The 24,181-nt window shown below is 66.9% G+C and carries 13 protein-coding genes and 1 pseudogene; 3 read left to right on the top strand and 11 right to left on the bottom strand.

The window, feature by feature from the left end:
• The 7 genes and pseudogenes from E4L96_RS14420 to E4L96_RS14390 form a co-directional block, all read right to left on the bottom strand.
• Positions 1 to 609: pseudogene (locus tag E4L96_RS14420) on the bottom strand (hypothetical protein); the annotation flags it as partial.
• An 8-nt stretch (positions 610 to 617) separates the two neighbouring features.
• Positions 618 to 1,445 carry an AraC family transcriptional regulator gene (locus tag E4L96_RS14415; protein WP_135207924.1) on the bottom strand — a complete coding sequence of 276 codons (828 nt, stop codon included), beginning with the start codon at positions 1,443 to 1,445 and terminating at the stop codon, positions 618 to 620.
• An 85-nt stretch (positions 1,446 to 1,530) separates the two neighbouring features.
• Positions 1,531 to 2,451, bottom strand: coding sequence for a VTT domain-containing protein (locus E4L96_RS14410; RefSeq protein ID WP_135207923.1), 921 nt, complete (start codon positions 2,449 to 2,451; stop codon positions 1,531 to 1,533).
• 12 nt (positions 2,452 to 2,463) lie between these two features.
• A complete protein-coding gene (locus E4L96_RS14405) occupies positions 2,464 to 4,149 on the bottom strand; it encodes an ABC transporter ATP-binding protein (protein ID WP_135207922.1) in 1,686 nt (561 codons plus the stop codon).
• On the bottom strand, positions 4,146 to 5,258 hold the full coding sequence (locus E4L96_RS14400; RefSeq protein WP_135207921.1) for an ABC transporter permease: 1,113 nt from the start codon (positions 5,256 to 5,258) through the stop codon (positions 4,146 to 4,148). The genes E4L96_RS14405 and E4L96_RS14400 overlap by 4 nt, the downstream gene beginning before the upstream one ends.
• A complete protein-coding gene (locus E4L96_RS14395) occupies positions 5,255 to 6,193 on the bottom strand; it encodes an ABC transporter permease (protein ID WP_135207920.1) in 939 nt (312 codons plus the stop codon). The genes E4L96_RS14400 and E4L96_RS14395 overlap by 4 nt, the downstream gene beginning before the upstream one ends.
• A gap of 17 nt (positions 6,194 to 6,210) precedes the next feature.
• Complete coding sequence (locus E4L96_RS14390) at positions 6,211 to 8,004, bottom strand: ABC transporter substrate-binding protein (protein ID WP_135207919.1); 1,794 nt, start codon at positions 8,002 to 8,004, stop codon at positions 6,211 to 6,213.
• Positions 8,005 to 8,324: 320 nt separating this feature from the next.
• Between E4L96_RS14390 and E4L96_RS14385 the strand changes: the two genes are divergently transcribed.
• Together E4L96_RS14385 and E4L96_RS14380 are read left to right on the top strand one after the other, a co-directional pair.
• Entirely contained in the window at positions 8,325 to 11,105 is a 2,781-nt protein-coding gene (locus tag E4L96_RS14385; RefSeq protein ID WP_135207918.1) for a TonB-dependent receptor, read from the top strand.
• A gap of 236 nt (positions 11,106 to 11,341) precedes the next feature.
• Complete coding sequence (locus E4L96_RS14380; RefSeq protein ID WP_135207917.1) at positions 11,342 to 14,317, top strand: TonB-dependent receptor; 2,976 nt, start codon at positions 11,342 to 11,344, stop codon at positions 14,315 to 14,317.
• Positions 14,318 to 14,614: 297 nt separating this feature from the next.
• Here E4L96_RS14380 and aroG read toward each other — a convergent pair whose 3' ends face one another.
• On the bottom strand, positions 14,615 to 15,673 hold the full coding sequence (gene aroG, locus E4L96_RS14375; protein ID WP_135207916.1) for a 3-deoxy-7-phosphoheptulonate synthase AroG: 1,059 nt from the start codon (positions 15,671 to 15,673) through the stop codon (positions 14,615 to 14,617).
• Positions 15,674 to 16,041: 368 nt separating this feature from the next.
• On the opposite strand from aroG, the gene E4L96_RS14370 reads away from it, so the two are divergent.
• A complete protein-coding gene (locus E4L96_RS14370; RefSeq protein WP_135207915.1) occupies positions 16,042 to 18,936 on the top strand; it encodes a TonB-dependent receptor in 2,895 nt (964 codons plus the stop codon).
• A 99-nt stretch (positions 18,937 to 19,035) separates the two neighbouring features.
• Here E4L96_RS14370 and tldD read toward each other — a convergent pair whose 3' ends face one another.
• The 3 genes from tldD to E4L96_RS14355 all read right to left on the bottom strand — a co-directional run.
• Positions 19,036 to 20,499, bottom strand: a complete 1,464-nt coding sequence (gene tldD / locus E4L96_RS14365; protein ID WP_135207914.1) for a metalloprotease TldD — start codon at positions 20,497 to 20,499, stop codon at positions 19,036 to 19,038.
• Positions 20,500 to 20,555: 56 nt separating this feature from the next.
• Entirely contained in the window at positions 20,556 to 21,356 is an 801-nt protein-coding gene (locus E4L96_RS14360) for a carbon-nitrogen hydrolase family protein (protein WP_370660748.1), read from the bottom strand.
• Between the two features lie 13 nt (positions 21,357 to 21,369).
• On the bottom strand, positions 21,370 to 24,181 hold a 2,812-nt coding region (locus E4L96_RS14355), incomplete at its 5' end, for a YhdP family protein (RefSeq protein WP_135207912.1).

Raw genomic sequence — 24,181 nt, 5'->3', positions numbered from 1 at the left:
GAGGCGCACAACGCCGAACGTGAACGTGGCCAGCGTGAGCGCGGCCGCGAGCATGAGCGGCCCGCGCAGCGGGCGCCAGCCGCGCACGATCGCCAGCGCCAGCACAGCAGGAACCAGCGACAGCACGAACACGAGGCCAGCGACGCCGGTCAAGGACAGGATCTGCACGGCAGGCGGGAACCCGGCCTGCGAATAGGCGATGCTGTCGAAGTTGGTGTCCGGGGTGAGGTGCGCAAGCAGCGTGTCGGCGGCGCACCAGAGCAACGGGTAGGCCAGCACGGACCAAGGCGACGCATCGGGAGCCGCCATCGCCCGGCGGGCGAGCGCAAGCACGGCGAACCACAGGAACGCCAGCAGCAGGATCATCACCAGCGCGCCGGGCATCGGCATGAGCAGCGCCGCGTAGTGGTACCGCGAGCTGGCGGCGATCAGGCTCGCCAGCGCCGCCAGCCCGAGCGCCTGCCAGCGCGAACTGCGCAGCATCGCCACCAGCACCGGCGCGGGCGCGAGCCAGGCCAGCCACCACACCGGGTGCAGGCTGAAAGCAAACCGCAACGCAAGGCCACCCGCCACCGCGAGCGCCAGATTGGTCATCACGTTCTTGTTCATATTTTCGCTCATTGATGTGCCACCGGTACCCAGATCTCGACGCCACCATCGCCGGTCGTCACGTCGAAGCGCTCGTCGTAGCGCTCGAAGTCGGCCCCGTTGGTCGGGCGCAGGCCGGACGCGGGAAGCCACTCGTCGAAGATGGCGCGGAAGGTCATGCGGATGGCGGAGATGTGCCCCGCGTGGAAGAACACCGCGTAATACTGCTCCGGCACGTGCAGCAGCTGCAGCCCGGCCGGGGCGTAGCCCGTCACCTCGATCCCGCAGGTGTAATCGAACCCGCAGCCATCGCTCCCCGTGCACACGCCGAACTCGTAGCGGCTCGCCCGCTCGCGCGGCGGCGGGAAAGCGGCCAGGCGCCGCCACTGCGCCGGAATCCCCGCCACGGTCTCTGGCGTGTAGCGCTCGCGCAGCCCGGCAATGGTGAAGGCCGCGTGCTCGATCAGCCGCGGTGCGGCCATCGGCGGCTCGGTGCGATGGTCCAGCCGCAGCGCCGGTATCAACACCAGTCCGTCGCAGTGCCCCTGCTCCCGCAACGCTTCCGGCGTGAGGCCGAACTGGTCGCGAAACGCCCGCGTGAACGCCTCATGCGAGCCATACCCCGCATCCAGCGCCACCGCCAGGATGTCCGGAGCGCCCGCCGCCAGTGCGCGCGCCGCCTCGGTCAGGCGCCGCGCCCGCACATAGCGGATCAGCGAGAAGCCCGTCGCCACGCCAAATGCCCGCGTCAGATGAAAGCGCGAGGCATTGCACGCGGCGGCCACAGAGTCGAGCGTGAGCGCGCCATCGGCAAAATTATTCTCGATGTACCACAGCGCTTTGGCGACGATGCTCATGAACGGCCCCAATGACGAATGGGCGCCACTCTAGCACTGGCCAAGGAGGGGGATTTGATCGGAATTGCGGCGGACAGCGGCAGGGTCACACCGCCGTGTTATTCAGCTTGTGTTCATTCCAGGCATCCAGCCCGCCCTGCAGCGGGCGCGCCTTGTGGAAGCCGTTGGCGAGGAACTGCCTGGCCACCTGCGCCGCCGTCACGTCGTTCGGGCAGCTGCAGTAGACGATGACGTGCTTGTCCTTGTCGATCCCCGCCATGAGTTCCTGCGGCTCGCAGTCGTTGAAGATCAGCGCGCCCGGAATCGCCGGCTCCAGCTGGCGTGCGGTGTCGCTGCGTGCGTCGATGATGATCGGCTTGTGCCCGGCCATCATCAGCGCCACCAGCTCCTGCATGGTCACGCGCTCGATGTCCGTCTTGCGCTGGAAGCGGCGCCGCTCGATGTACTTGAAAAGCACAAACAGGCCGACCAGCGCCAGCACCACCACCAGCGCGGTCGAGCCCATGGTGGACAACGTCGCCAGCACGTCGTCCACGCGCGACGAAAAAATCGTGCCGAGCGCGATGCCGCCCCCGGCCCACAGCACTGCGCCGCCCAGTGCAAAGGCGACGAAACGGCGCGCGGGCATGCCCAGCGCACCGGCCAGCGGTGGCCCCATGGTATTGAAACCCGGGACGAACTTGGCCACCAGCAGGGACTTGGCGCCGTGGCGGGCGAAATGGTCCTCGGTCTGACTGACGCAGTAGTCGGGGTTGAGCGAGATGCGGCACAGCAGCCGTAAAATGCGCTTGCCGTAGAAGCGGCCCGCGCGGAACCAGAAGATATCGCTGATCAGGCAGGCCGCCAGCGCGGCCACCACGGTGAGCACGAGCGACACCTTGCCCGTGACCGCCAGGGCTCCGGCGACGATCAGGATCGGATAAGCAGGTATGGGCAAGCCGAGCTGCTCGACCAGCACGGTGAGGAAGACCAGCAAGACGCCATATTTGTCGAGCAGCGCAATCATGCTGCCATGGTATCAGTTTGCGCGGCCGGGGATCGCCGCGAGCAGTGTCTTTGTGTAGGGGTGTTGCGGATTGGTGTAGATCTCGTCCGCGTTGCCCATTTCGACCACCTCGCCGTGGTGCATGACCATCACCTGGTCGGACATGTAGCGGACCACGGACAGGTCGTGCGAAATGAAGATGTACGAGAGTCCGAATTCATCCTGCAGGTCCTGCAGCAGGTTGAGGACCTGGGCCTGCACCGACACGTCCAGCGCCGACACGGATTCGTCGCAGACCAGGATTTCCGGCTTCATGGTCAGGCAGCGCGCGATGGCGATGCGCTGCCGCTGCCCGCCGGAGAACTCGTGCGGATAGCGGTGGAAGGCTTGCGCCGGCAGGCCGACGCGTTCCAGCAGCTGCATGGCGGTCTGCTCGCGCTCCCGGTCATCCGCGCCGATGCGGTGGATGCGCATCGGCTCCAGCAGGATCTGGCCGACGGTGAAGCGCGGGTTCAGCGAGGCGTACGGGTTCTGGAAGATGATCTGGATGCGGCGCTTGTAGGGCTGGTACTCGGCATCCTTCATGGAGATGAGATCGCGGCCCTCGAACATGGCGGTGCCGCCGGTGGCCTGGTGCAGCCGCAGGAGCGTGAGGCCGACCGTGGTCTTGCCGGAGCCGGATTCGCCGACCACACCCAGGGTCTTCCCACGCGGGAGGGTGAACGAGACGTCCTTCACGGCGCCGAATTCGCGCTTGCCGAACAGGCCTTCGCGCACGTAGAAGCTCTTGGCCAGGTTGCGCACCACCAGCACGGTGTCGTCGTCCGCCGTGTAGCCGCGCTGCCGCTCGCCTTGCGGCAGCGCGCGGCCCTGCATGTAGTCGTCGATGACGGGCAGGCGGATCGGCCGCGCGTCCAGCGGCGGGCGGCAATGCAGCAGCGCCTTGGTGTACGAGTCCTCCGGCTGCTCCAGCACCTGCGCGGCCGCGCCCTCCTCCCGTACTTCGCCGTGGCGCATCACAATCACGCGGTCGGCGATCTCGCTCACCAGCCCCAGGTCGTGGGTGATGAAGAGGACCGACATCTGGTGCTTTTTCTGCAGCCGCGCGATCAGCTCCATGATCTGCTTCTGGATCGTGACGTCCAGCGCGGTGGTCGGCTCGTCCGCGATCAGCAGCTTGGGTTCGCAGGCGATAGCCATGGCGATCATCACGCGCTGCTGCTGGCCGCCGGACATCTGGCTCGGGTAGGTGTCGATCTTCGCGGTTGGATCAGGGATGCCCACTTCGTCCAGCAGCTCGAGCGTGCGGGCGCGGGCCTGCTTCGCGTTCATGCCCATATGCTGGCGCAGCACCTCGCCGATCTGGAAGCCGACCGTGAACACGGGGTTCAGCGACGACATCGGCTCCTGGAAGATCATCGAGATCTCCTTGCCGCACAGGCGGCGCCGCTCGGCGACCGAGGTCCGCAGCAGTTCACGGCCATCGAACAGGATGGACGATTGCGGGTCGATGATGGAAGTCAGCGGCGGCAGCAGGCCCATGACGGCCAGGGAGCTGACCGACTTGCCGCTGCCCGATTCGCCGACCAGCGCCACGGTGCTGTTGCGCGGGACGTCGAAGGAGATGCCCTTCACGGCCTCGAAGGTGGTCTTCTTGTCGAGCTTAAAATGCACACGCAAGTTGCGCACGCTGAGGAGCGGAGTGGTCACGGCAGTCATTTCAGTTTCGGATCGAGCGCGTCGCGCAGGGCGTCGGTGAACAGGGAAAAGGCCGTGACCAGCACCGCCATCGCGCAGGCGGCGGCGGTCAGCTGCCACCATTTGCCGAGTATGAGTTCGTTCTGCGCCTCGTTGAGCATCGAGCCCCAGGACACCACGCCCACCGGCACGCCAAAGCCAAGGAAGGACAGGATCACTTCCGCCTTGATGAAGCCCACCACCAGGATCGACATCTGCACCAGCGCGATGTGCGAGACGTTGGGGAAGATGTGCGAGAACATCTTGCGCAGCGAGGACGCGCCGATGGCATCCGCCGCCATTACGTATTCGCGCGCCTTGTGCTTCATGTATTCGGCGCGGATCAGGCGATACGGGCCGGTCCAGCCGGTCAGGCCGAGGATCAGCACGATGGTGAGCACGCCCTTCTGCTGCAGCACGGCGGCCACGGTCAGGATCATGAGGATCGACGGAATCGACGTGAAGATCGAGTAGAACCAGGTGAAGAAGTCGTCCACCCGGCCGCCGTAGAAACCGGCGAAGGCGCCAAACAGGGTGCCCAGCGCCACTGCCACCAGCGCCGCCACCAGGCCGACCACGATCGAGGTCTCGGCGCCCTTGATGGTCTTCTTGATGACGTCATGGCCCCATTTGTCCGCGCCGAAGGGCAGCGTCTCGCGCTTGGCCGCGGCCGCGCCACCGTGGGCGCCCTGCCCCAGCTGCGCCTTGAGTTCCGCAATGTCCCTGGCCAGCGGATCGTCGATGCCGTACATTTCGACCGGGCTGTCATCCGGCGTGCGGCCCAGCTGCTGCTTGAGGACGGCGATATCGTCGGCCAGCGGGTCGAAAGCGTTGGGCGGGGCCTCGCCCACGGCGGCACTGGCGGCGGCATCGTGCGTGGCCGCATCCGCGCCCACAAACGTCGGCGGCGCGTAATTGACGCCGACCTCCTGCTCCCAGTCGGCGGCAATCAAGCCAGCGCCGGACAGCGCGATCAGCACGAGGAAGGCCCCCACCACCGCCAGCGCGAACATGGCGATGCGGTCCTGCCGCAGGCGGCGCCACGCGAGCGCCCACAGGCCGGGGGAAGTCTGGTAAGCCGTATCCATCATTTGAGTTGCACGCGCGGGTCGACGGCCTGGTACAGCAGGTCGGTCAGCAGGTTGAAGATCATGGTGGCCGCGGCCACGTACACGGTGATGGCCTTGATGACCGGGAAATCGCTGCGCTCGACCGCCAGGATCACCTCGCGCCCGATGCCCGGAATGCCAAAGAAGCGCTCCAGCAGGAAGGCGCCGATCAGCAGCGCCGGCAGGTTGGACATCACGTAGGTGATGATGGGGATGGCCGCATTGCGCAGCACGTGCACCCACATCACGCGCCGTTCGGACAGGCCCTTGGCGCGCGCGGTGCGCACATAGTCCTGGTTCACTTCATCCAGCACGAAGGTGCGGAACAGGCGCAGGGTGGGCGCGATCGATACCGCCAGCCCGATCAAAATCGGCAGCGTGGCATAGCGCAGCAGGTTCTCGCCAAAGTGCTCGCCCCAGCCCTGCACCGGGAAAAGCCCCATTTTGTAGGCCAGCGTGTACTGGAAGACGATGATGTAGACCAGGATGGAGATCGACATGCCCACCGTGCAGGCGACCATCACCGCGCGGTCGGTCAGCGAGCCGCGCACGAAGGCGATGGCCAGCGCCAGCGCAATGCCGATCACGGTTTCCAGGATCGTCAGCGGCACCAGCACCGTGAGCGAAGGCCCGAGCCGCGTGGCGATGATGTGCGAGACCGGCTCGCCGGTGCTCCAGGCGCTGCCGAAGTCGAAGGTCACGATCTGCTTCACGAAGATCCACAGCTGCACCCAGTACGGCTGGTCGATGCCCAGCTGCCTGCGGATGTTGGCGATGGCCTCGGGGTTGGACATCTTGCCCGCCAAAATGTACGAAGGGTCCCCGCCCACCCAGTTGAACAGCACGAACACGAGGACCACGACACCGGCCATGGTGGGCAGCATCTGCCACAGGCGGCGGAGGATATAGGCAAGCATTGGCGGTCAATAAAACGTCACGGCTTCTTCGCCAGTGACGGGTCGAGGTCGATATAGGCCCATTCCTGCAGCAGGATCGGGTGCTTCTTGTAGCCCAGGACCGTGGGCTGGGCCAGCATGTTGCGGTAGCGCGCGTAGCCCATCTTCTCGGCGCCCATCGCTTCCAGGCGGCGCACGGCCTTGTGGTAGATGGCGTCGCGCTCGGGGCCCGGCGGCATGCTGTGGGCCTGCTCGTAGAGCTTGTCGTAGACCGGGTCCTGGTAGCAGCCAAAATTGTTGGAGTGAGAGTTCGGTCCGTAGTAGAGCTGCATGAAGTTGTCGCCGTCCGGGTAGTCGGCCTGCCACTGGCCGTTGCGGGTGGCGACCTTGCAGCGCTGCTCCGCGGCCAGCAGGTCGGCAAAGATCATGCGGTCATTCACCATCTGGATGCCGAGCGCATTGTAGGTCTTGCGCCAGACCTCGGCCTGCAGCACGCCATTCAGTTCCGTGCGCGAGACGTAATGGACGACCAGCGGCTGACCGTTGGGCTGGCGGCGCCACCCGTCCGGCCCTTTCCTGTAGCCGTAGCGGTCCAGCAGCTTGTTGGCCAGCGCCGGATTGTAGGGGTTGAGCGAGCGCCAGTTGGGGTCATGCCCCACCACACCGGGCGGGATCGGGTAGTCGATACGGCGCGCCTGGCCGTTCCAGACGATGGCGATTTCCTCGTCCACGTTGTGGGCCATGGCGATGGCGCGGCGCAGGGCGATACGCTCCTTCGAGAAGCCGCCCAGGGCCGGGTCCTGCATGTTCCAGTAATACCAGGTGGTCTCCGCATCGATCAGGCGGGAGAGCTGGATGCCTTTGGCCGCCAGCTCGGGGCGCAGCTTGCCGCCCACCAGCGCCTTGGGCGCGAGCGGGCCGTCCAGCCAGAACAAATCCGTGCCGCCACTCTGGAAGGACAGCCAGCGGGCCTGGTCCTCCACCAGCACGGCGACCTCGATGCGGTCGATGGCGGGCACCGGCTTGCCCTTCATCTGGGCAACGATGCGCGCGTCCTCGGGGTCATCCCCCGGCGCAAAGTCCCAGGTCTCGGGCCGGTGCACCGGGTTGCGCTCCAGGACCATGCGGGCGCCGCGCACCCATTCCGTCAGCCGGTAGTGGCCGGTACCGACCGGGTTGGCGGGGACCTCGCCCTTCACGTCCCCATATTTTTCCACTACCTCGCGCGCCACCGCCACGGTGGGCTGGTGCGCCAGGATCATGCCGAGATTGAAGTCGGTCTGGGTCAGGTGGATACGCAAGGTGTAGGGATCGAGGATCTCGAAGCCGGGCACCTTGCGCGCGTAATCGAAGCGGCCGGCCTTGCGGGCCGCCTGCCCGGCGGCGTCGAAGCCGACGATCTTGCCTTCGAACAGCCAGGCGTGCGGCGAGGACAGGCGCGGGTCGAACAGGCGCTCCCACGAATAGACGAAGTCCGCCATGGTCAGTTCGCGCCGCCGCCCCTGGAACGCCGGGTCGGGTGCGAACAGGATCCCCTTCTTGAGGCGGATGGTGTAGGTCTTGCCGTCCGCCGAGATGTCCGGCAACGCGGCGGCCGCGGCGGGCACCAGCTTGGCCGGGCGGGCCAGGTAGTCGTAGGTGTACAGGCTCTCGAAGACCGCCTGCACGATGTGGTTCGAGTACAGATCCCGCACGGTGGCCGGGTCGAAGCCGGTTTCGGCGGCGGGGATGATGTAGCGGAGCGTCTTGACCGGGGCCGCTGCCGCCAATCCGACCCACATCGTCACCAAGAGTGCCGCGGTGAGCCACCGCGCCGCCTGGAGAACCTTCATCCGCTGCTCCACTTCATGCAAAACCGTAACGATAGCGGTTTTTGCCGCAGCCGGGGCCTCAACTTTTGTGGCCCCCAATAACTTGGGGTGACCCCGGCCGTGTGAAGAAAGTGTTGTATTTATGCCGACATATGTACATACATATATTGACACCCTCGCAAGCGGAGTGGTCAGATGGCGGCGCTCGAAAATGTTATAGAAATGCCTTTTCGAGACATATGCATATGCAGATGGACCATTGAGCGATATAAATATTCTCGCTCCGCGTAAAACATTGGTCCAAATACGCTTCTTGTACGCAGCACAAATTTGGAGGTTTCATGATTAAAAAGACAACGCTCGCACAGGCTGTCACCCTGGCGGCCGCGACGATCGGTTGGGCTCACACGGCCTATGCCCAGGATACCGCCGCCGCCAACACCGGCGCGATCCAGCGCGTGGAGATCACCGGCTCGAGCATCAAGCGGGCGCAGGCCGAGACGGCGTCGCCGGTGACCGTGGTGTCGCGCGAGGATTTGCAAAAGTCCGGCAAGGCCACCGTGGCCGAGTACCTGCAGACCCTGTCCGTGGATGGCGCCGGCTCACTGCCGACCGGCTTCGGCAACGGCTTCGCGGCCGGTTCCACCGCCGTGTCCCTGCGCGGCCTGGGCGCGACCTCGACCCTGGTCCTGCTGAACGGCCGCCGCATGGCCCCATTCGCCCGCGCCGATGACGGCCAGAAGACCTTCACCGACCTGTCCACCGTGCCGATGGAAGCGGTGGAACGCATCGAGATCCTGAAGGACGGCGCCTCCTCCACCTACGGCGCGGACGCGATCGCCGGCGTGGTCAACGTCATCCTGCGCAAGGACTTCACCGGCACCGTGGTCAAGGTCGAAGGCGGCCAGTCGCGCTACCGCGACAACGAGCAGGCCAAAGGTGCCGTGACCTGGGGCATGGGCCACCTGGACAGCGACGGCTACAACGTGCTGGTCAACGCGGAAGCCTACAGGTCCAACGAAATCCTGAACAAGGACCGCGCCGACCGCGCCTGGATCGGCCATGGCGACCTGCGCCCCTGGGGCTATCCGCTGGCGACCCAGTTCGCCAACGGCGACGTGCGCGGCGGAACCGCCGGCAACACCCCGACCGGCGCCGTGCGCAATCCGGCCACCGGCGAATACGTCTACCTGCCGGGCTGCGCCCAGTTCACCACCTCGCCGCAGCCGGTCCCGGCCAACGGCTGCGTGTGGCACTCGGACCAGTTCCGCGCGATGCAGCCGCAGATCGACGGCGTCAACCTGTACACCCGCGCCACCAAGAACCTGTCGGCCGACTGGCAGCTGTACGGCGAACTCGGCTACTCGAAGCGCGACACCCACTTCACCATGACGCCGCCGAGCGCCACCGGCACCTTCTTCTACCCGCCCAACAACCTGCTGAACTGGAGCTCGGGCGCCGGCACCACCATGGCGCTGGCGGCCACTCACCCGCAGAACCCGTTCGGCGCCACCGCCCGCGTGCGCTACTCGTTCTTCGACGTGGGCCCGCAGGTACGCTATGCCAACAACGAGTTCAAGCGGGCCGTGGTCGGCCTGAAGGGCAGCTATGCCGGCTGGGACATCGACACCGGCATCACCCACTCGCAGTCGGCGCTGGACCTGCGCTACACCAACATGATCAACATGAAGGTGCTGTTCGCCGCGCTGGGCGACCCGAAGAGCCCGTACTTCCCGTTCTACCTCGGCACCCAGGCGAGCAAGAACACGCCGGCCCAGTACGCGGCCATCGTGCGCGACGCCACCTCGCACTCGACCACCCGCCTGAACACCTTCGACATCAAGGCCTCGCGTGAGGTGATCGAACTGCCGGGCGGCATGCTCGGGGTGGCCGTGGGCGCCGAACACCGCGACGAAAAGGTCAGCAACCCGACCCTGTCCGGCACCGAGACCGGCGACATCAACGCCTCCTACACGGCCGCGTTCGGCGACACCAAGGTGTCCGCGCTGTTCGTCGAGGTGGCCGCCCCGGTGCTGAAGGGCCTGGAGCTGAACGCCGCCGCCCGCTACGACCACTACGAAGGCTTCAAGTCGACCACGCCGAAGCTGGGCTTCAAGTGGACCCCGCTGCGCAACTTCGCGCTGCGCGGCACCTACTCGGAAGGCTTCCGTGCGCCGGGCCCGGCCGAAACCGGCACCCGTTCGGCCTCGGTCGGTACCGCCACCGCGCGCGACCCGGTCCGCTGCCCGGGCGGCACCCCGGCGCCGGGCGCCTCGTCCAACGACTGCTCGCTGTCGGTCACGGCGGTCAAGCTGGGCAATCCGAACCTGAAGCCGGAGGAGTCCAAGGGCTACACGCTGGGCATGGTGTGGGACCCGATCGATGGCCTGTCGGTGGCGGTGGACGCCTGGAAGATCAAGCGTGAGAACGAGATCAACCCGATGCCGTACAACGAGTCGGCCGCGCTGCCGACCGCGCTGCGCCTGGACAACAACCTGAAGGACGCCGCCGGCAACGTGATCCCGAACTCGGGCTCGCTGCTGATCACCCAGTCGCCGTACCGCAATTCCAGCTACACGGAAGTCAAGGGCGTCGACCTGGACGTCAAGGACCGCCTCAAGCTGGGTGACTGGGGCCGCCTGACCATGGGCCTGAACTGGACCCACCTGACTTCCTGGCTGCGCGCCGAGTCGGCCACGGTGAAATACCAGTTCGCCGGCACGCACGGCAACTGCGACACCTCCAACTGCGCCGGCACGCCGAAGGACAAGATCGCGCTGTCGGCCACCTGGGACCGCGGCGACTGGAGCGTGACCGCATTGGCCAACTACCGGGCGGACATGAAGAACGTGGCTTTCGCGGGCGACCTGTGCGCCTCCAAGTTCGCGGACGGCACCCCGGCCCCGAACAAGGACTGCCGCCTGGCCTCGTTCACCACGGTGGACCTGTCGGCCCGCTACAACGTCAGCCGCAACCTGCAGGTGTATGGCTCGATCGCCAACCTGTTCGACAAGGTGGCCCCGCTCGACCCGCTCACCTACGGCGGCATGAGCTACAACCCGATGGACGCGTCCGGCGCCATCGGCCGCTACTTCAAGGCGGGCGTGCGCTACCAGTTCTGACCGGACTGCGCTGTCACGGAAAGGCGCCGGATTTCCGGCGCCTTTTTTTATTCCTGGTCACAAACCTTCAATACCAGTTACAAATGTTGTTTTTTGATCTGCGTCATAAACCTTAGCGGAACATTAATTTGACGGAGTAGTAACGGAATGTATAAATTGCTGCGGGTATGCATGCAGATGTGCCGTAGGACATTTGCCGCATCCAGTAAATATCCAAATACATTTCGGGAGTGCTTATGAAAGTACACGCAACGGTGCTGCAACGCACCGCTGTCGCGCTGGCGGTGGGACTGGTTCTGTCCTCCACCGCCTATGCGCAGAGCTCTGAAGGTTCGATCTACGGTAAGGCGCAACCCGGTTCCAAGGTGGTCATCGCTGCTCCGGAAACCGGCTTCGAGCGCACCATCACTGTGGACGCCTCCGGTTCGTTCAGCGCCGCCAAGCTGCCGCCGGGCAGCTACCACGTGACCTCGAACGGCGTCACCCGTGACGTCACCGTGTCGATCGGTTCCGGTACCGCCGTGTCGCTGGTAGGCGAAGCGCCGACCAACACCGTGGTGATCTCGCGCACCCGCAGCGCAATCGATGTCTCCTCGGTCGAGACCAACACCGTGTTCACGTCGGAACAGCTGCGCGCACTCCCGGTGGCGCGCGACGTCAACGCCGTGGCCATCCTGGCCCCGGGCGTGGTCAAGGGCGACCCGGACCTGGGCGCCGGCGGCCTGCCCGCCTTCGCCGGTGCGTCGGTGGCAGAGAACGGCTACTACATCAACGGCTTCGACGTTACCAACATCCGCAACTTCCTGTCCTACGCCAACCTGCCCTTCGATGCCATTGGCTCGCAGCAGGTCAAGTCGGGCGGCTACGGCGCCGAGTACGGCCGTTCGCTGGGTGGCGTGATCTCGATCGCCACCAAGCGCGGTACCAACACCTGGCAGGCCGGCGGTGCCGTGATCTGGGAGCCGGACAGCCTGCGTTCCAGCAACAAGGACGTGCTGAACCTGAACGAGGAAGGCGGCAAGTACCTGGTGTACCAGTCGCCCAACAAGCAGGACTACCTGAGCTTCGACGCCTACGCGGGCGGCCCGATCATCAAGGACCAGCTGTTCTTCTTCGGTATCATCGAAGGCCGCCAGGACAAGATCGACGTGTTCCAGAACGGTAACGACTACCACCGCAAGAACAGCCAGCCGAACGGCATGATCAAGCTGGACTGGACGCCGAACGACATGCACCGCCTGGAGTTCACCGGCATCACCACCAAGCGCAAGTACGACTACACCGACTACGCCGGCTACGAGGGCTACCACACCTCGCACCAGGGCAATGGCGAAGCCTCGACCATCGAAGGCGGCGGCTACACCCTGATCGGCAAGTACACCGGCTACCTGACCGATGCGCTGACCGTGTCGGCCCTGGTCGGCCGCGTCAAGGACAAGGTCGACACCACCTACGGCGCGCGCGTCTCGGCGCTGCAGTGCCCGACCGTGTACGACGCCAACGTGAACCTGCTGGGCTGCTGGAAAGAGCCGTTCAGCCAGGAAGCGTGGAAAGACCCGAACGCCGGTGAAGACCAGGACAACCGCAAGGCCTGGCGCCTGGACGTGGACTACGTGTGGAACAACCACACCTTCCGCGGCGGTGTCGACAACCAGCTGTTCACCTCGAAAGCCGCCGGCGGCACCTTCTCGGGTGACGTCTACTGGCGCTACGGCACCACCGGCGCCTCCGGCGTGATCAACGGCACCAACATCGGGCCGGGCGTGAACTATGTGCGCAAGCGTATCCGCCGCTCCACCTCGGGCGAGTTCGAAGTCGAGAACAACGCGCTGTACATCGAGGACAACTGGAAGATCACCAAGGACCTGCTGCTGTACGGCGGCCTGCGCTGGGAGTCGTTCGACAACCGCAACGGCGACGGCGACAGCTTCGTCAAGGCCGAGCGCCTGCGCGCCCCGCGCCTGGGCTTCTCCTGGGACGTCAATGGCGACGCCAGCCTGAAGGTCTACGGTAACGCCGGCCGCTACTACATCCCGGTGGCGTCGAACACCAACATCCGCGCGACCCGCGGCGAGTTCGGCACCGACGAATGGTTCACCTACACCGGCATGGATCCGGTCACCGCGGCCCCGACCGGCCTCGGTGCGCGGATCGGCCCGCTGGTGCAGGTGGATGACGGCAACCTGCCGGATCCGTCGACCATCGCCGACATGAACCTCAAGCCGATGTCGCAGGACGAATACATCCTGGGCTTCCAGAAGTCGATCACCAAGGGCTGGAGCTTCGGTGTGCGCGGCATCTCGCGCAAGGTGCAAAACGGCATGGACGACTACTGCCAGCACAGCGGCTTCGAAAAGTACATGATCGAGCAGGGCTACACTGACTTCGACGTCAGCACCATGGCCACCTGCATGATCATCAATCCGGGCAACGACGTGAAGCTGATGGTGGACGCCAAGGCCGACGGCAACCTGATCCCGGTGACCTTCCCGGCCTCATACACGGGCCTGGGCAAGTACACCCGGACCTACAAGGCGCTGGAATTCACCCTCGACCGTCCGTTCGACGGCAAGTGGGGCCTGAACCTGTCGTACGTGCTGTCGCAGTCGAAGGGCACCGCGGAAGGCTATGTGAACTCGACCATCAACCAGGAAGACGCCGGCGTGTCGCAAGACTTCGACTTCGCGTCCCTGGATGACGGCGCCGACGGCTACCTGGCCAACGACCGCCGCCACGTGTTCAAGGCCTACGGCTACTACATGCTGAACGACGAGATGCGCGTCGGCTTCAACGGCACGCTGGCCTCCGGCCGTCCGATCAGCTGCATCGGCTTCGTGCCGCCGACCGCCGCCGACTTCGACGACGCGGCCGGCTACTCGACCCCGTCCTCGTACTACTGCCTGAACGAGTCGACCAAGCTGGCCGAGCTGCACAACCGCGGGACCTTCGGCCGTACGCCGTGGACCTCGTCGGTGGACGTGTCGTTCGCGTACATGCCGAAGCTGTCCAAAGGCAAGCTGACCCTGCAACTGGACGTGTTCAACCTGTTCAACCAGCGCCAGACCACCGAGGTGTCGGAGACCCGCGACTGGAGCCGTGCGACGTCGAACTCGACCAACCCGGGGGAGAACCAGCTGGACCTGAACTGGAAACAGCCGACTTCGTTCCAGGAGCCGCGTTCGGTGCGCCTGACCGCGCGCTACGAGTTCTGATTTAGTCAGGCCTCAACGCAAAAACCGCCGGGTTCGCCCGGCGGTTTTTTTTTCCGTCCTGCGCTCCCTCAACCCCGGGGTCAGGCGTGCCTCTCATAGACGAGGCCTGACCCCGGATCTTGAACACTCCCCGGAATTCACATTTCGCGAGCGCACTCAGCGAGACGAAACCCGCATGATCGCTGGGCCCATGTCACAACCGAACAAAATTGGGGTCAGGCCCCGGTTTCCTCTGGGGGTCAGGCCCCGGCGGCGGGCGGCCAGGCCTGACCCCAGCTGAGGTAGCGCAAAGGACGTTCAGTCCTGGCGCAGGCGACGCTGCTGGACGGCACGGGAGAGGGTTTCCAGCACCAGCAGGCTCTGGTCCCAGTCGATGCAGCCGTCGGTGATCGACTGGCCGTAGACCAGCTCCTTGCCCGGCACCAGGTCCTGGCGCCCGGCCACCAGGTGCGACTCCACCATCACGCCGACGATGCGGGTGTCGCCGCCCGCCACCTGGGCCGCGATGTCGGCGCACACCGGCACCTGGTTCTCCGGCTTCTTGCTGCTGTTGGCGTGCGAGGCGTCGATCATCAAACGCGAGGCCAGGCCGTAGCCGGCGATCTGCTGGCAGGCCGCTTCCACGCTGTCGGCGTCGTAGTTCGGGGTCTTGCCGCCGCGCAGGATGATGTGGCAGTCCTCGTTGCCGTTGGTCGACACGATCGCCGAGTGCCCGCCCTTGGTCACCGACAGGAAATGGTGCGGCTGCGAGGACGCCTTGATCGCCTCCACCGCGATCTTGATGTTGCCGTCGGTGCCGTTCTTGAAGCCCACCGGGCACGACAGACCGGAGGCCAGCTCGCGGTGCACCTGCGACTCGGTGGTGCGGGCGCCGATCGCGCCCCAGCTGACCAGGTCGGCGATGTACTGGGGGCTGATCACGTCCAGGAACTCGGTCCCGCATGGCAGGCCCAGCTCGTTGATGTCGCGCAGCAGCTCGCGCGCCATGCGCAGGCCGTCGTTGATGCGGAAGCTGTTGTCCATATACGGGTCGTTGATCAGGCCCTTCCAGCCGACCGTGGTGCGCGGCTTCTCGAAGTACACCCGCATCACGATCTCCAGCTCGCCCTTGAAACGCACGCGCTGCTCGGCCAGCCGCTGCGCATACTCCAGCGCGGCCTTGGGGTCGTGGATCGAGCACGGCCCGATCACCACCATCAGGCGGTCGTCCTGCCCATGCAGGATGCGGTGCAGCGCGATGCGGGCACTGGCCGCGGTCTGCTCGGCCGCCTCGCTGCACGGGAACTCCCGGATCAGGTGGGCGGGCGGGGTCAGTTCCTTCATCTCGCGGATGCGCAAATCGTCGGTGCGGGGCATGTCGTTCTCCGTAGGGGTAAAAAAAAACCGCCATCGCTGGCGGTTTTCCTGGAATCTGTGCGTTTCGTTTCGTTGCTGCGTGAACCTTCCGCTACTCCACCGCCGTTGGGCTGGAATCGCTAAAGTAAAACCAAAAGTGGAAGGTCGCGGTACGCATGGTCTGAACGACTATAGCAATGTTCCGCAAGGCATGGCAAGCGATTTGTGCACTGCACGTTCCGTTACATGGGCGCGACGTTCAATTTCTTGATCTGGGATGCCTTGATGTGCGTCAGACGTTGAGCGCGCGCGGCACCCGAGACTCCAGAGCTGGATCAAGCCCTATCCCGGGCCCGTTGAACCAGATCACTGCTCATACGGAGAACCTCATGCGACCACTGCCTCCACCGCGTTTGCGGCCGCTCCCGGCCCTGCTGTCCGCGCTGCTGACCGTGTCTGCCCTGCCGGCGCAGGCGCAGGCCCCGACCACCCCGCCCCCGCCGCCGCCGGACCAGGCCGCGCCGATGGCGCGCGTGGAGATCACCGGCTCCAACATCCGCCGCGCCCAGGCCGAGACGGCCGAGCCGGTGCAAAGCCTCACCCGCGCCGACCTGGAAAAATCCGGACGCACCAATGTCGCCGAGCTGATGCAGACGCTGGCGGTCGACAACCAGGGCTCGGTGCCGATGGGCTTCGGCGCGGGCTTCGCGGCCGGCGCCTCGGCCATCTCGCTGCGCGGCCTGGGCGCGGCCTCCACGCTGGTGCTGCTCAATGGCCGCCGGGTCGCGTCCTATGGCTTCGCGGACGATGCGCAGAAGCTGTTCACCGACCTGAACATCATTCCGCTGGACGCCGTGGACCGGGTCGAGATCCTCAAGGGCGGCGCCTCCGCCATCTACGGGTCGGATGCGGTGGCGGGCGTGGTCAACATCATCCTGCGGCGCGACTACGTGGGCAACCTGGTGCGCTTCAGCCAGGGCCTGTCGGAACAGAAGGATGGCGGCGACACCCGCTTCGGCCTCACCCACGGGCACGGCAACCTGGACACGGACGGCTACAACTTCCTGATGACGGTCGAGTACGGCAAGCGGCGCGCGATCTGGAACCGCGACCGCGCCGACCGCGCGGCGGTCGGCCGCAGCGACCTGCGCCCATGGGGCTATTCGGCCCAGCAGACCCTGTCCGGCTTCGGCACCATCACCGGGCCCAACGCATCCGGCAGCTCGGTCAGCGGCAACGTGCGCAATCCGTCCACCGACGAGAACGCCGCGAATTTCCTCAACTACTACAACCGCGGCAGCCTCAGCCCTGACACCGGCTTCACCCGCACCTTTCCCGGCGCGGCGTGCAGCAACTTCACCAACCACCCGCAGGGCGACCCGGGCGGCGGCTGCCTGACCGACGCCACCCAGCAGTTCGGCCAGGTCCAGCCGTCCCAGGAGAACGGCAACCTGTACGCGCGCTATACCATGCAGCTGAACCCGGCATGGCAGGCGTATGCGGAAGTGAACGGTTATGTCACCTCGGTGCACACCCAGACCACCCCCTCGGGCGTGAGCGCCAGCGTGGGCTACCCAGGCGGTCCGGTCAGCAATGCCGACGTCCGGCTGGGCGCGGATCATCCCGACAACCCGTACTTCGGCAGCAGCGCCCGCATCCGCTACCTGGCGCAGGACGTCGGACCGCGCCACACCACGATCCGCTCCAACTTCGCGCGCGCCCTGCTGGGCCTGAAAGGGAGCTGGAACAACTGGGACATCGAGACCGGCTTGCTGTATTCCGAGAACAAGGGCCGCACCCACAACTTCGGCTTCCTGCAGCGCGACATCACCTTCGCCCTGCTCAATCCCTCGCCGGCCAACGTGGCCGCCGCCCAGCTCAATCCGCTGTATGCGGCGCTGCCGCCGGGCACCGTGTGGCGCATCGCCGAGAATGCCGCGCTCAACTCGCCCGCCGTGTACGCCGCGCTGTCGCCCGAGATCACGGCGGACGCCACCTCGCGCATGGCGCAGTTCGACGTCAAGGGGTCCAGCGAACTGACCCAATTGCCGGGCGGGCCGCTGGCGGTGGCGGTGGGCCTGGAAGCGCGGCGCGACCGGGTGGAGCTCACCCCCACCACGGGCACGGAGCGCGGCAACATCATCGGCCTGGGTTTCTCGGCCTATGAAGGCAAGCGCACCCAGCAGGCCGTGTACGGCGAGGTGGTGGCCCCGGTGGTCAAGCAGATCGAGCTGACCGCCGCGCTGCGCTACGACCACTACCAGAATACCGGCAATACCTGGAATCCGCAGGCCGGCATCAAATGGACGCCCGTGCGCAGCTTCGCGCTGCGGGCCGCGTTCGCGCGCGGCTTCCGCGCGCCGAGCCCGGCGGAGAACGGACGCGGCGGCCTGGCGGCCTTCTCCACCGCCGAGGACCCGCAGCGCTGCGCCTTGGGCGTGGAGGTGGCCTGCAGCCCGGCCGCCATTGCCTTGATCACCTCGCCGAATCCGGACCTGTCACCGGAGCGCTCGAAGAGCTATTCGCTGGGCGCGGTGTGGGATCCGGTGGCGCGCACCAATGTGTCGGTGGACTTCTGGCGCATCAAGCGCACCAACGAGATCAACCAGGAGCAGGTGACCGCGGCGATCGAGCGCGGCAACGTGGCGCGCGACCCGGCCGGGGCGGAGCCTGGCATTCCGGGCGACCCCGGCCCCATCGTCGCGGTGCTGACCCGCTACATCAACTCGAACCAGACCGACGTGCGCGGGGTGGACCTCGATGCCCGCACCAGCATCGGCCTGCCCGGCGGCTACGGGGCGCTGGCGGCCGACATCAAGTGGACCCGGCTGTTCCGCTGGCAGCGCACCGAGCCGGACGGCACGGTGTCCGACTTCGCGGGCACGCACGGCAACTGCGACGTCACCAACTGCATCGGCACGCCCAAGGACCGCGCCAATCTGAACCTCAGCTGGGACAGCGGGCCGGTGCGGCTGACCGCCACCGTCAACTACCGGGGCAAGCTGGACAACAGGCTGCGCAAGGAGGACGCCGAGTGCGCCGTCACCTTCGATGATGGCAGCGACGCGCCGCCGGGGTGCAAGATCGCCTCCTTCACCACGGTGGACCTGACCGGGCGCTGGAAGCTGCACAAGCAGGTGGAGCTGTTCGCCAGCATCCAGAACCTGTTCGACCGCGAGCCGCCGCTCGACCCGCTGACCTATGGCGCGGCCGGGTACAACCCGCTCGACCAGTCGGGCGCGATCGGGCGCTACTACGAGGCCGGGCTGCGCTGGACGTTCTAAAGGCGCCAACGACAACGGAGCCACGTGGGCTCCGTCGTTGACCAGCGCGGCCAGCCGCGCTTCGCGTGGGAGGCGGCGGGGCGCCGCGCGGCGGCGTGCTTAACCGCCGGTCCCGCCCACCGTGACACCTTCGATGCGCAGGGTCGGCTGGCCGACGCCCACCGGCACCGACTGGCCCTCCTTGCCGCATACGCCGACGCCCGCGTCCAGCCGCATGTCGTTGCCGATCATGGTGACGCGGTTCATCACGTCCGGCCCGTTGCCGATCAGGGTCGCACCCTTGACCGGGTAGGCCAGCTTGCCGTCTTCGATCATCCAGGCTTCGCTGGCCGAGAACACGAACTTGCCGTTGGTGATGTCGACCTGGCCGCCGCCGAAGTTGACCGCGTAGATCCCGCGCTTGACCGACTCCAGGATCTCGCGCGGATCCTTGTCGCCCGCCAACATGTAGGTGTTGGTCATGCGCGGCATCGGCAGGTGGGCGAACGACTCGCGCCGCGCGTTGCCGGTGACCGGCATCTTCATCAGGCGCGCGTTCATGGTGTCCTGGATATAGCCCTTCAGGATGCCATCCTCGATCAGCGTGGTGCACTGGGTCGGGTTGCCCTCGTCGTCGATGTTGAGCGAGCCGCGGCGGTCCTGCAGGGTGCCGTCGTCGACCACGGTGACGCCCTTGGCGGCCACGCGCTCGCCGATGCGGCCCGCGTACGAGGACGAGCCCTTGCGGTTGAAGTCGCCTTCGAGGCCATGGCCGACCGCCTCGTGCAGCAGCACGCCGGGCCAGCCCGGGCCGAGCACGATGGTCATCGGGCCGGCTGGCGCGGGGCGCGCGTCCAGGTTGACGATGGCCGAGCCGACCGCCTCGGTGGCGTACTTGTCGAGCACCTCGTCGGTGAAGTAGTCGTACGAGAAGCGCCCGCCGCCGCCGGAGGAGCCGACTTCGCGCCGCCCGTTCTGCTCGGCGATCACGGTGACCGAGACCCGCACCAGCGGGCGCACGTCGGCCGCCAGCACGCCGTCGCTGCGCACCACCAGCACCACGTCGTATTCGCCGGCCAGGCCCGCCATCACCTGCACCACGCGCGGGTCCTTGGCGCGCGCCATCTTCTCGACGCGCTCCAGCAGCTTGACCTTGGCGGTCGCGTCCAGCGAATCGAGCGGATCGTTGGGCAGGTACAGCGAGCGGCCGCCGGTCGGCGTCATGCTCTTCGGCACCTTGATGCGGCCGGAGCCGGCGCGGGCGATGGTGCGGGTCGCTTCGGCCGCGTCCGCGAGGGCGCGCTCGGAGATTTCATCGGAGTACGAGAACGCCGTGCGGTCGCCGGACACGGCGCGCACGCCCACGCCCTGGTCGATGGAAAAGCTGCCGGTCTTGACGATCCCTTCTTCCAGGCTCCAGCCTTCGCTCTTGGTGAACTGGAAGTACAGGTCCGCGTAGTCGACCTTGTGGGTGAACATGCTGCCGAGCGTGCGGATCAGCTTGGACTCGTCGAGGTCGAACGGGGTCAGCAGCACGTTGCGTGCAGTGGCCAGTGCGGAAAGATTGGGTTCGAATGGCTTCATGGGAGTTCCTTGATCAGTGCCGGTCATTGTGCCATATCAGGGGATATCGGGCCTTGCTAGAGTCTGCGGTGCTGCAGCGCAGGCAGGCTGGCGCGCACGCTGGCCATGCGCTCGGCATCGATGGCGCCGCTGACCACGCCCTCGCCTTCCGGCAACACGGCCAGCACCTCGCCCCAAGGGTCGATCAGCATGCTGTGGCCGAAGGTGCGGCGCCCGTTCTGGTGGGTGCCGCCCTGGGCCGCGGCCAGCACGTAGCACTGGTTCTCGATGGCCCGCGCGCGCAGCAGGATTTCCCAGTGCGCCAGCCCGGTGGTGTGGGTGAAGGCGGCCGGGACCACGATCAGCGTGCACTCGCCCATCGCGCGGTACAGCTCGGGAAAGCGCAGGTCATAGCACACCGACAGGCCCACCTTGCCGAACGGCGCCTCGAAGGTGCCGACCGCGGCGCCCGGCACGATGGTGCGCGACTCGTTGTACGACTCGGCGCCCTTGGTGAAGCCGAACAGGTGGATCTTGTCGTAGCGGCTGACCGGCGCGCCGTCCGGGCCGTACACCAGCACGGTGTTCATGACCTTGTCCGATTCCGGCGACACCAGCGGCAGGGTGCCGCCGATCAGCCACAGGCCATGCTCGCGCGCCACCGCCGCCATCGCATCCTGGATGCGCCCGTGCCCGGGCTGCTCGGCGTGGCCGACCTTGTCGCTGTCGGTCATGCCCATGATGGGCCAGTACTCGGGCAGCGTAACCAGCCGGGCGCCCGCAGCGGCGGCCTCGGCCACCAGACGGCGCATGGTGGCGAGGTTCTGGTCCACGTCGGGCGTGGACACCATTTGCACTGCGGCGACGGTCGTCTTCATCATGCTCTCCATGTCATTTCGCGGCCGGGGCGGCAGCGGCGGGTGCCCCGGGCGGCGCCTGCGCGGACGGCGTCTCCACCGGCACCTCGCGCTGCTGGGTCGACAGCTTGGTCACCACCGGGTCCTTCCACGGCCCGGTCACCTGCATCTGGTAGGTGAACGCCTTCATCATCGGCTGCCGCAGGAACAGCTGCGCCAGGAAGGAGCCGATGCCCACCACCGGATTGACCGCCAGCGCATACACCAGCGGTCCCGTGCCGAAGTTCAGCTCCGGAATCACCACCACGTGCAGGTTGGTGGTCTCGTTGGCGATATCGGCGGTGCCATCCATGAGCACCGTGGCGGCCACGCCATGCATCTTCAAATTGTCCGTACGCAGCACGCCACGCGAGATCACCGCCGTGGCCATGATGCCATCGAAGGCCAGGCCTTCCGAGAACACGTCGTGGAAATCGAGCTTGAGCAGGCGCGGCAGCATCTGCAGGCTCAGCACGCCGAGCAGCTTGGCCGCGCCCGGATCCTTCTTGAGGAACTGGCCCGCGCCCACGTCCAGGTAGACGCGGCCGGACAGCGAGGGCGTGTCGAGCGCATACGGGACGCCGTTCCACGAGACCTCGCCTTCCATCTTGCCCTTGCCCCGGCGCAGCGTGTCCGGGAAGCCGAGCCGGTCCAGCAGCTTGCCCGCGTCCGTGATGCCGAGCTTGAAGTTCAGCGAGGTCGTGCTCTTGCCGTCGCGCGCCACCCAGCGGCCGGTCGCGTCCAGCTGCCCGTCCGGATTGTCCAGCGCCAGTTTGGTGATGCGCCACTCGCGGCCGGGCTGCACCAGCGCGTTGTGCGCCACCAGTTCCAGCCGGCCGAATGGTTTGTTGAACAGTTCGAAGCGCTCGGCCACCACGTCCAGCGCCGGAATCTGCGAGGCGGCGCCGCTCTTGCCCGCATCGCCTTCGAACAGATCCTTGACGTCGCCCGCGGCCGACTCGGGGATCACCAGCTTGGCCAGCCGCGCCGTCACCTTGCCCAGCGCCGCGCTGCCGGCCGCCTCGTTCCAGGTCAGGTAGCCCTCGATCTGCTTCGAGTCGATGCTGGCCTGCCAGACGTTGCGGCCGTGCGAGGCGCCCACCACCACGTCGTCGAGCTTGCGCTCGCCGATGATCAGCTCGGACGCGCGCGCCGCCGTCACGTCCGGCACCACGTACTGCGCCAGGCTGGCGCCGCTGCCTTCCTGCGCCGCGGCGCGTTCGCGGTCCGGCCCGGCGATCGCCTTGCCCAGCTCCAGCCACTGGTCCACGTTCAGCGAGCGCAGGTTCACGTTCAGGTGCAGGCCGCTGTCCGGCTCCGGCGCCGGATTGTTCACGCCGATGCCGCCGCGCACCAGGGTCCACGGGGTCTTCGCCGTGCGCGAGCGGATCCAGCGGCCCGCGATGGTCTGGCCGACCGCGATCTTCATCTCGTCCAGGGACACGTCCGGCGTGCTGGACGGCAGGTCCGCCAGCGTGAAGCGCACCGGCAGGTTCTCGCCCGCGCTCTTGCGCAGCGGGGCCGGCAGGTCGATGCCGGCGCCGTTCAGGTTCGAGTCCACCGTCACTGTGGCATGGTGGTCGCGCACCGTCACCAAACCGGTGAAACGGGTGCCGCCGCTGAAGTGGCTGGCCAGGCGCTGCATCGCAGGCGCCGGGTAGGCGCGGCGCAGGCCCTCGGCGGTGGCCAAGCCGCCCAGGCGCACCACGATGGCGCCATCGCGCTGGGTGCCGCCGCCCACGCTCAGCGGCCCGCCGAGGAAGGTGCCCGCCACGTTCGGCAGGTTCACGCCATGCTCGGAGAATTCGATGCGCCCGGTGGCGGACTGCACGGCGGGCAGGTCCGGGAACAGCGTGATCTCGTTCTGCAGCAGCTGCAGCGCGCCCGTCACCCTCGTGTCGTGCGGGTGGTGCAGTGGGATGTGCAGCTTCAGGCCCAGCTTGGCCGGACCGGCGGCGCGCGTGTCCTCGGTGAAGTGGCCGATCCATTCCAGCACCGGGCTGGCCGCCACGTACTTGAGGAACTCGGGCAGCGGACCGGCCGCGGTGCCGTCGATGTCCAGCAGCAAGTCGTCACCCAGCAGGTCGGGGATCACCGCCTTCACGTCTGCCAGTCCCACGCCCAGCGTACGCGCGGTGTCGCCGCGGATTTCCATGCGGGCGCGGTCGAACACGATGCTGCCGTTGATCTTCTCGGCCAGGGGCCAGAGCGGCGCCTTGCCGTCCTTGCCGAATTCGGCGGGCTCGTAATTCAGCTTGCCGTCCACGATCCGGCCCTCGGCGCGGAACTCGCCCTTGCCACGGTCGGCGTCGCGGAACGGGAAATGCGCGAGGTCGCCCTTGAGCGTGATGCGGCCATCGTTGAGGGTGCCGTCCTGCAGCGCGGTGGCCAGCCATTCGCGCAGGTGCGGCGGGGTCTGCACGGGCAGGTAGCGGCCCACGCGGCCGATCGGGAAGCCGGTCACGGTGGCTTGCAGGTCGGCCGTGCCCGCGTGGCCGCCGGCCAGCGGCATCGTGTGGCGGCCCTGCAGCGTGGCCTTGAAGGCGCCCTGCGCAAAGGCCAGCTGGCCGATGTCCACGTCCAGCTGATCATTCCTGGCAAAGGTCCAGCGCGCGTCGAGCTTGAAGGCGTCGAACGGCATGGCCGGGTCGGCAAAGTAGCCGGGCAGCTGCAGCACCAGGCCGGGCGCGTCCAGGTCCACGTGGCCGCCCTTGTGAGTCGCGTCCACGCTGCCGGTGAGATTGTCGAAGCCGGGGATCGCCGGTGCCGCCGCCACCGCGGGCGCGCCGTTGCGCGCGGGCTGGGCC

Source organism: Zemynaea arenosa (assembly GCF_004614185.1).
Classification (GTDB): Bacteria; Pseudomonadota; Gammaproteobacteria; order Burkholderiales; family Burkholderiaceae_D; genus Telluria; species Telluria arenosa.
Note: the sequence above shows the minus strand (reverse complement) of the source record. Positions and strands in the feature narration are given on the sequence as shown.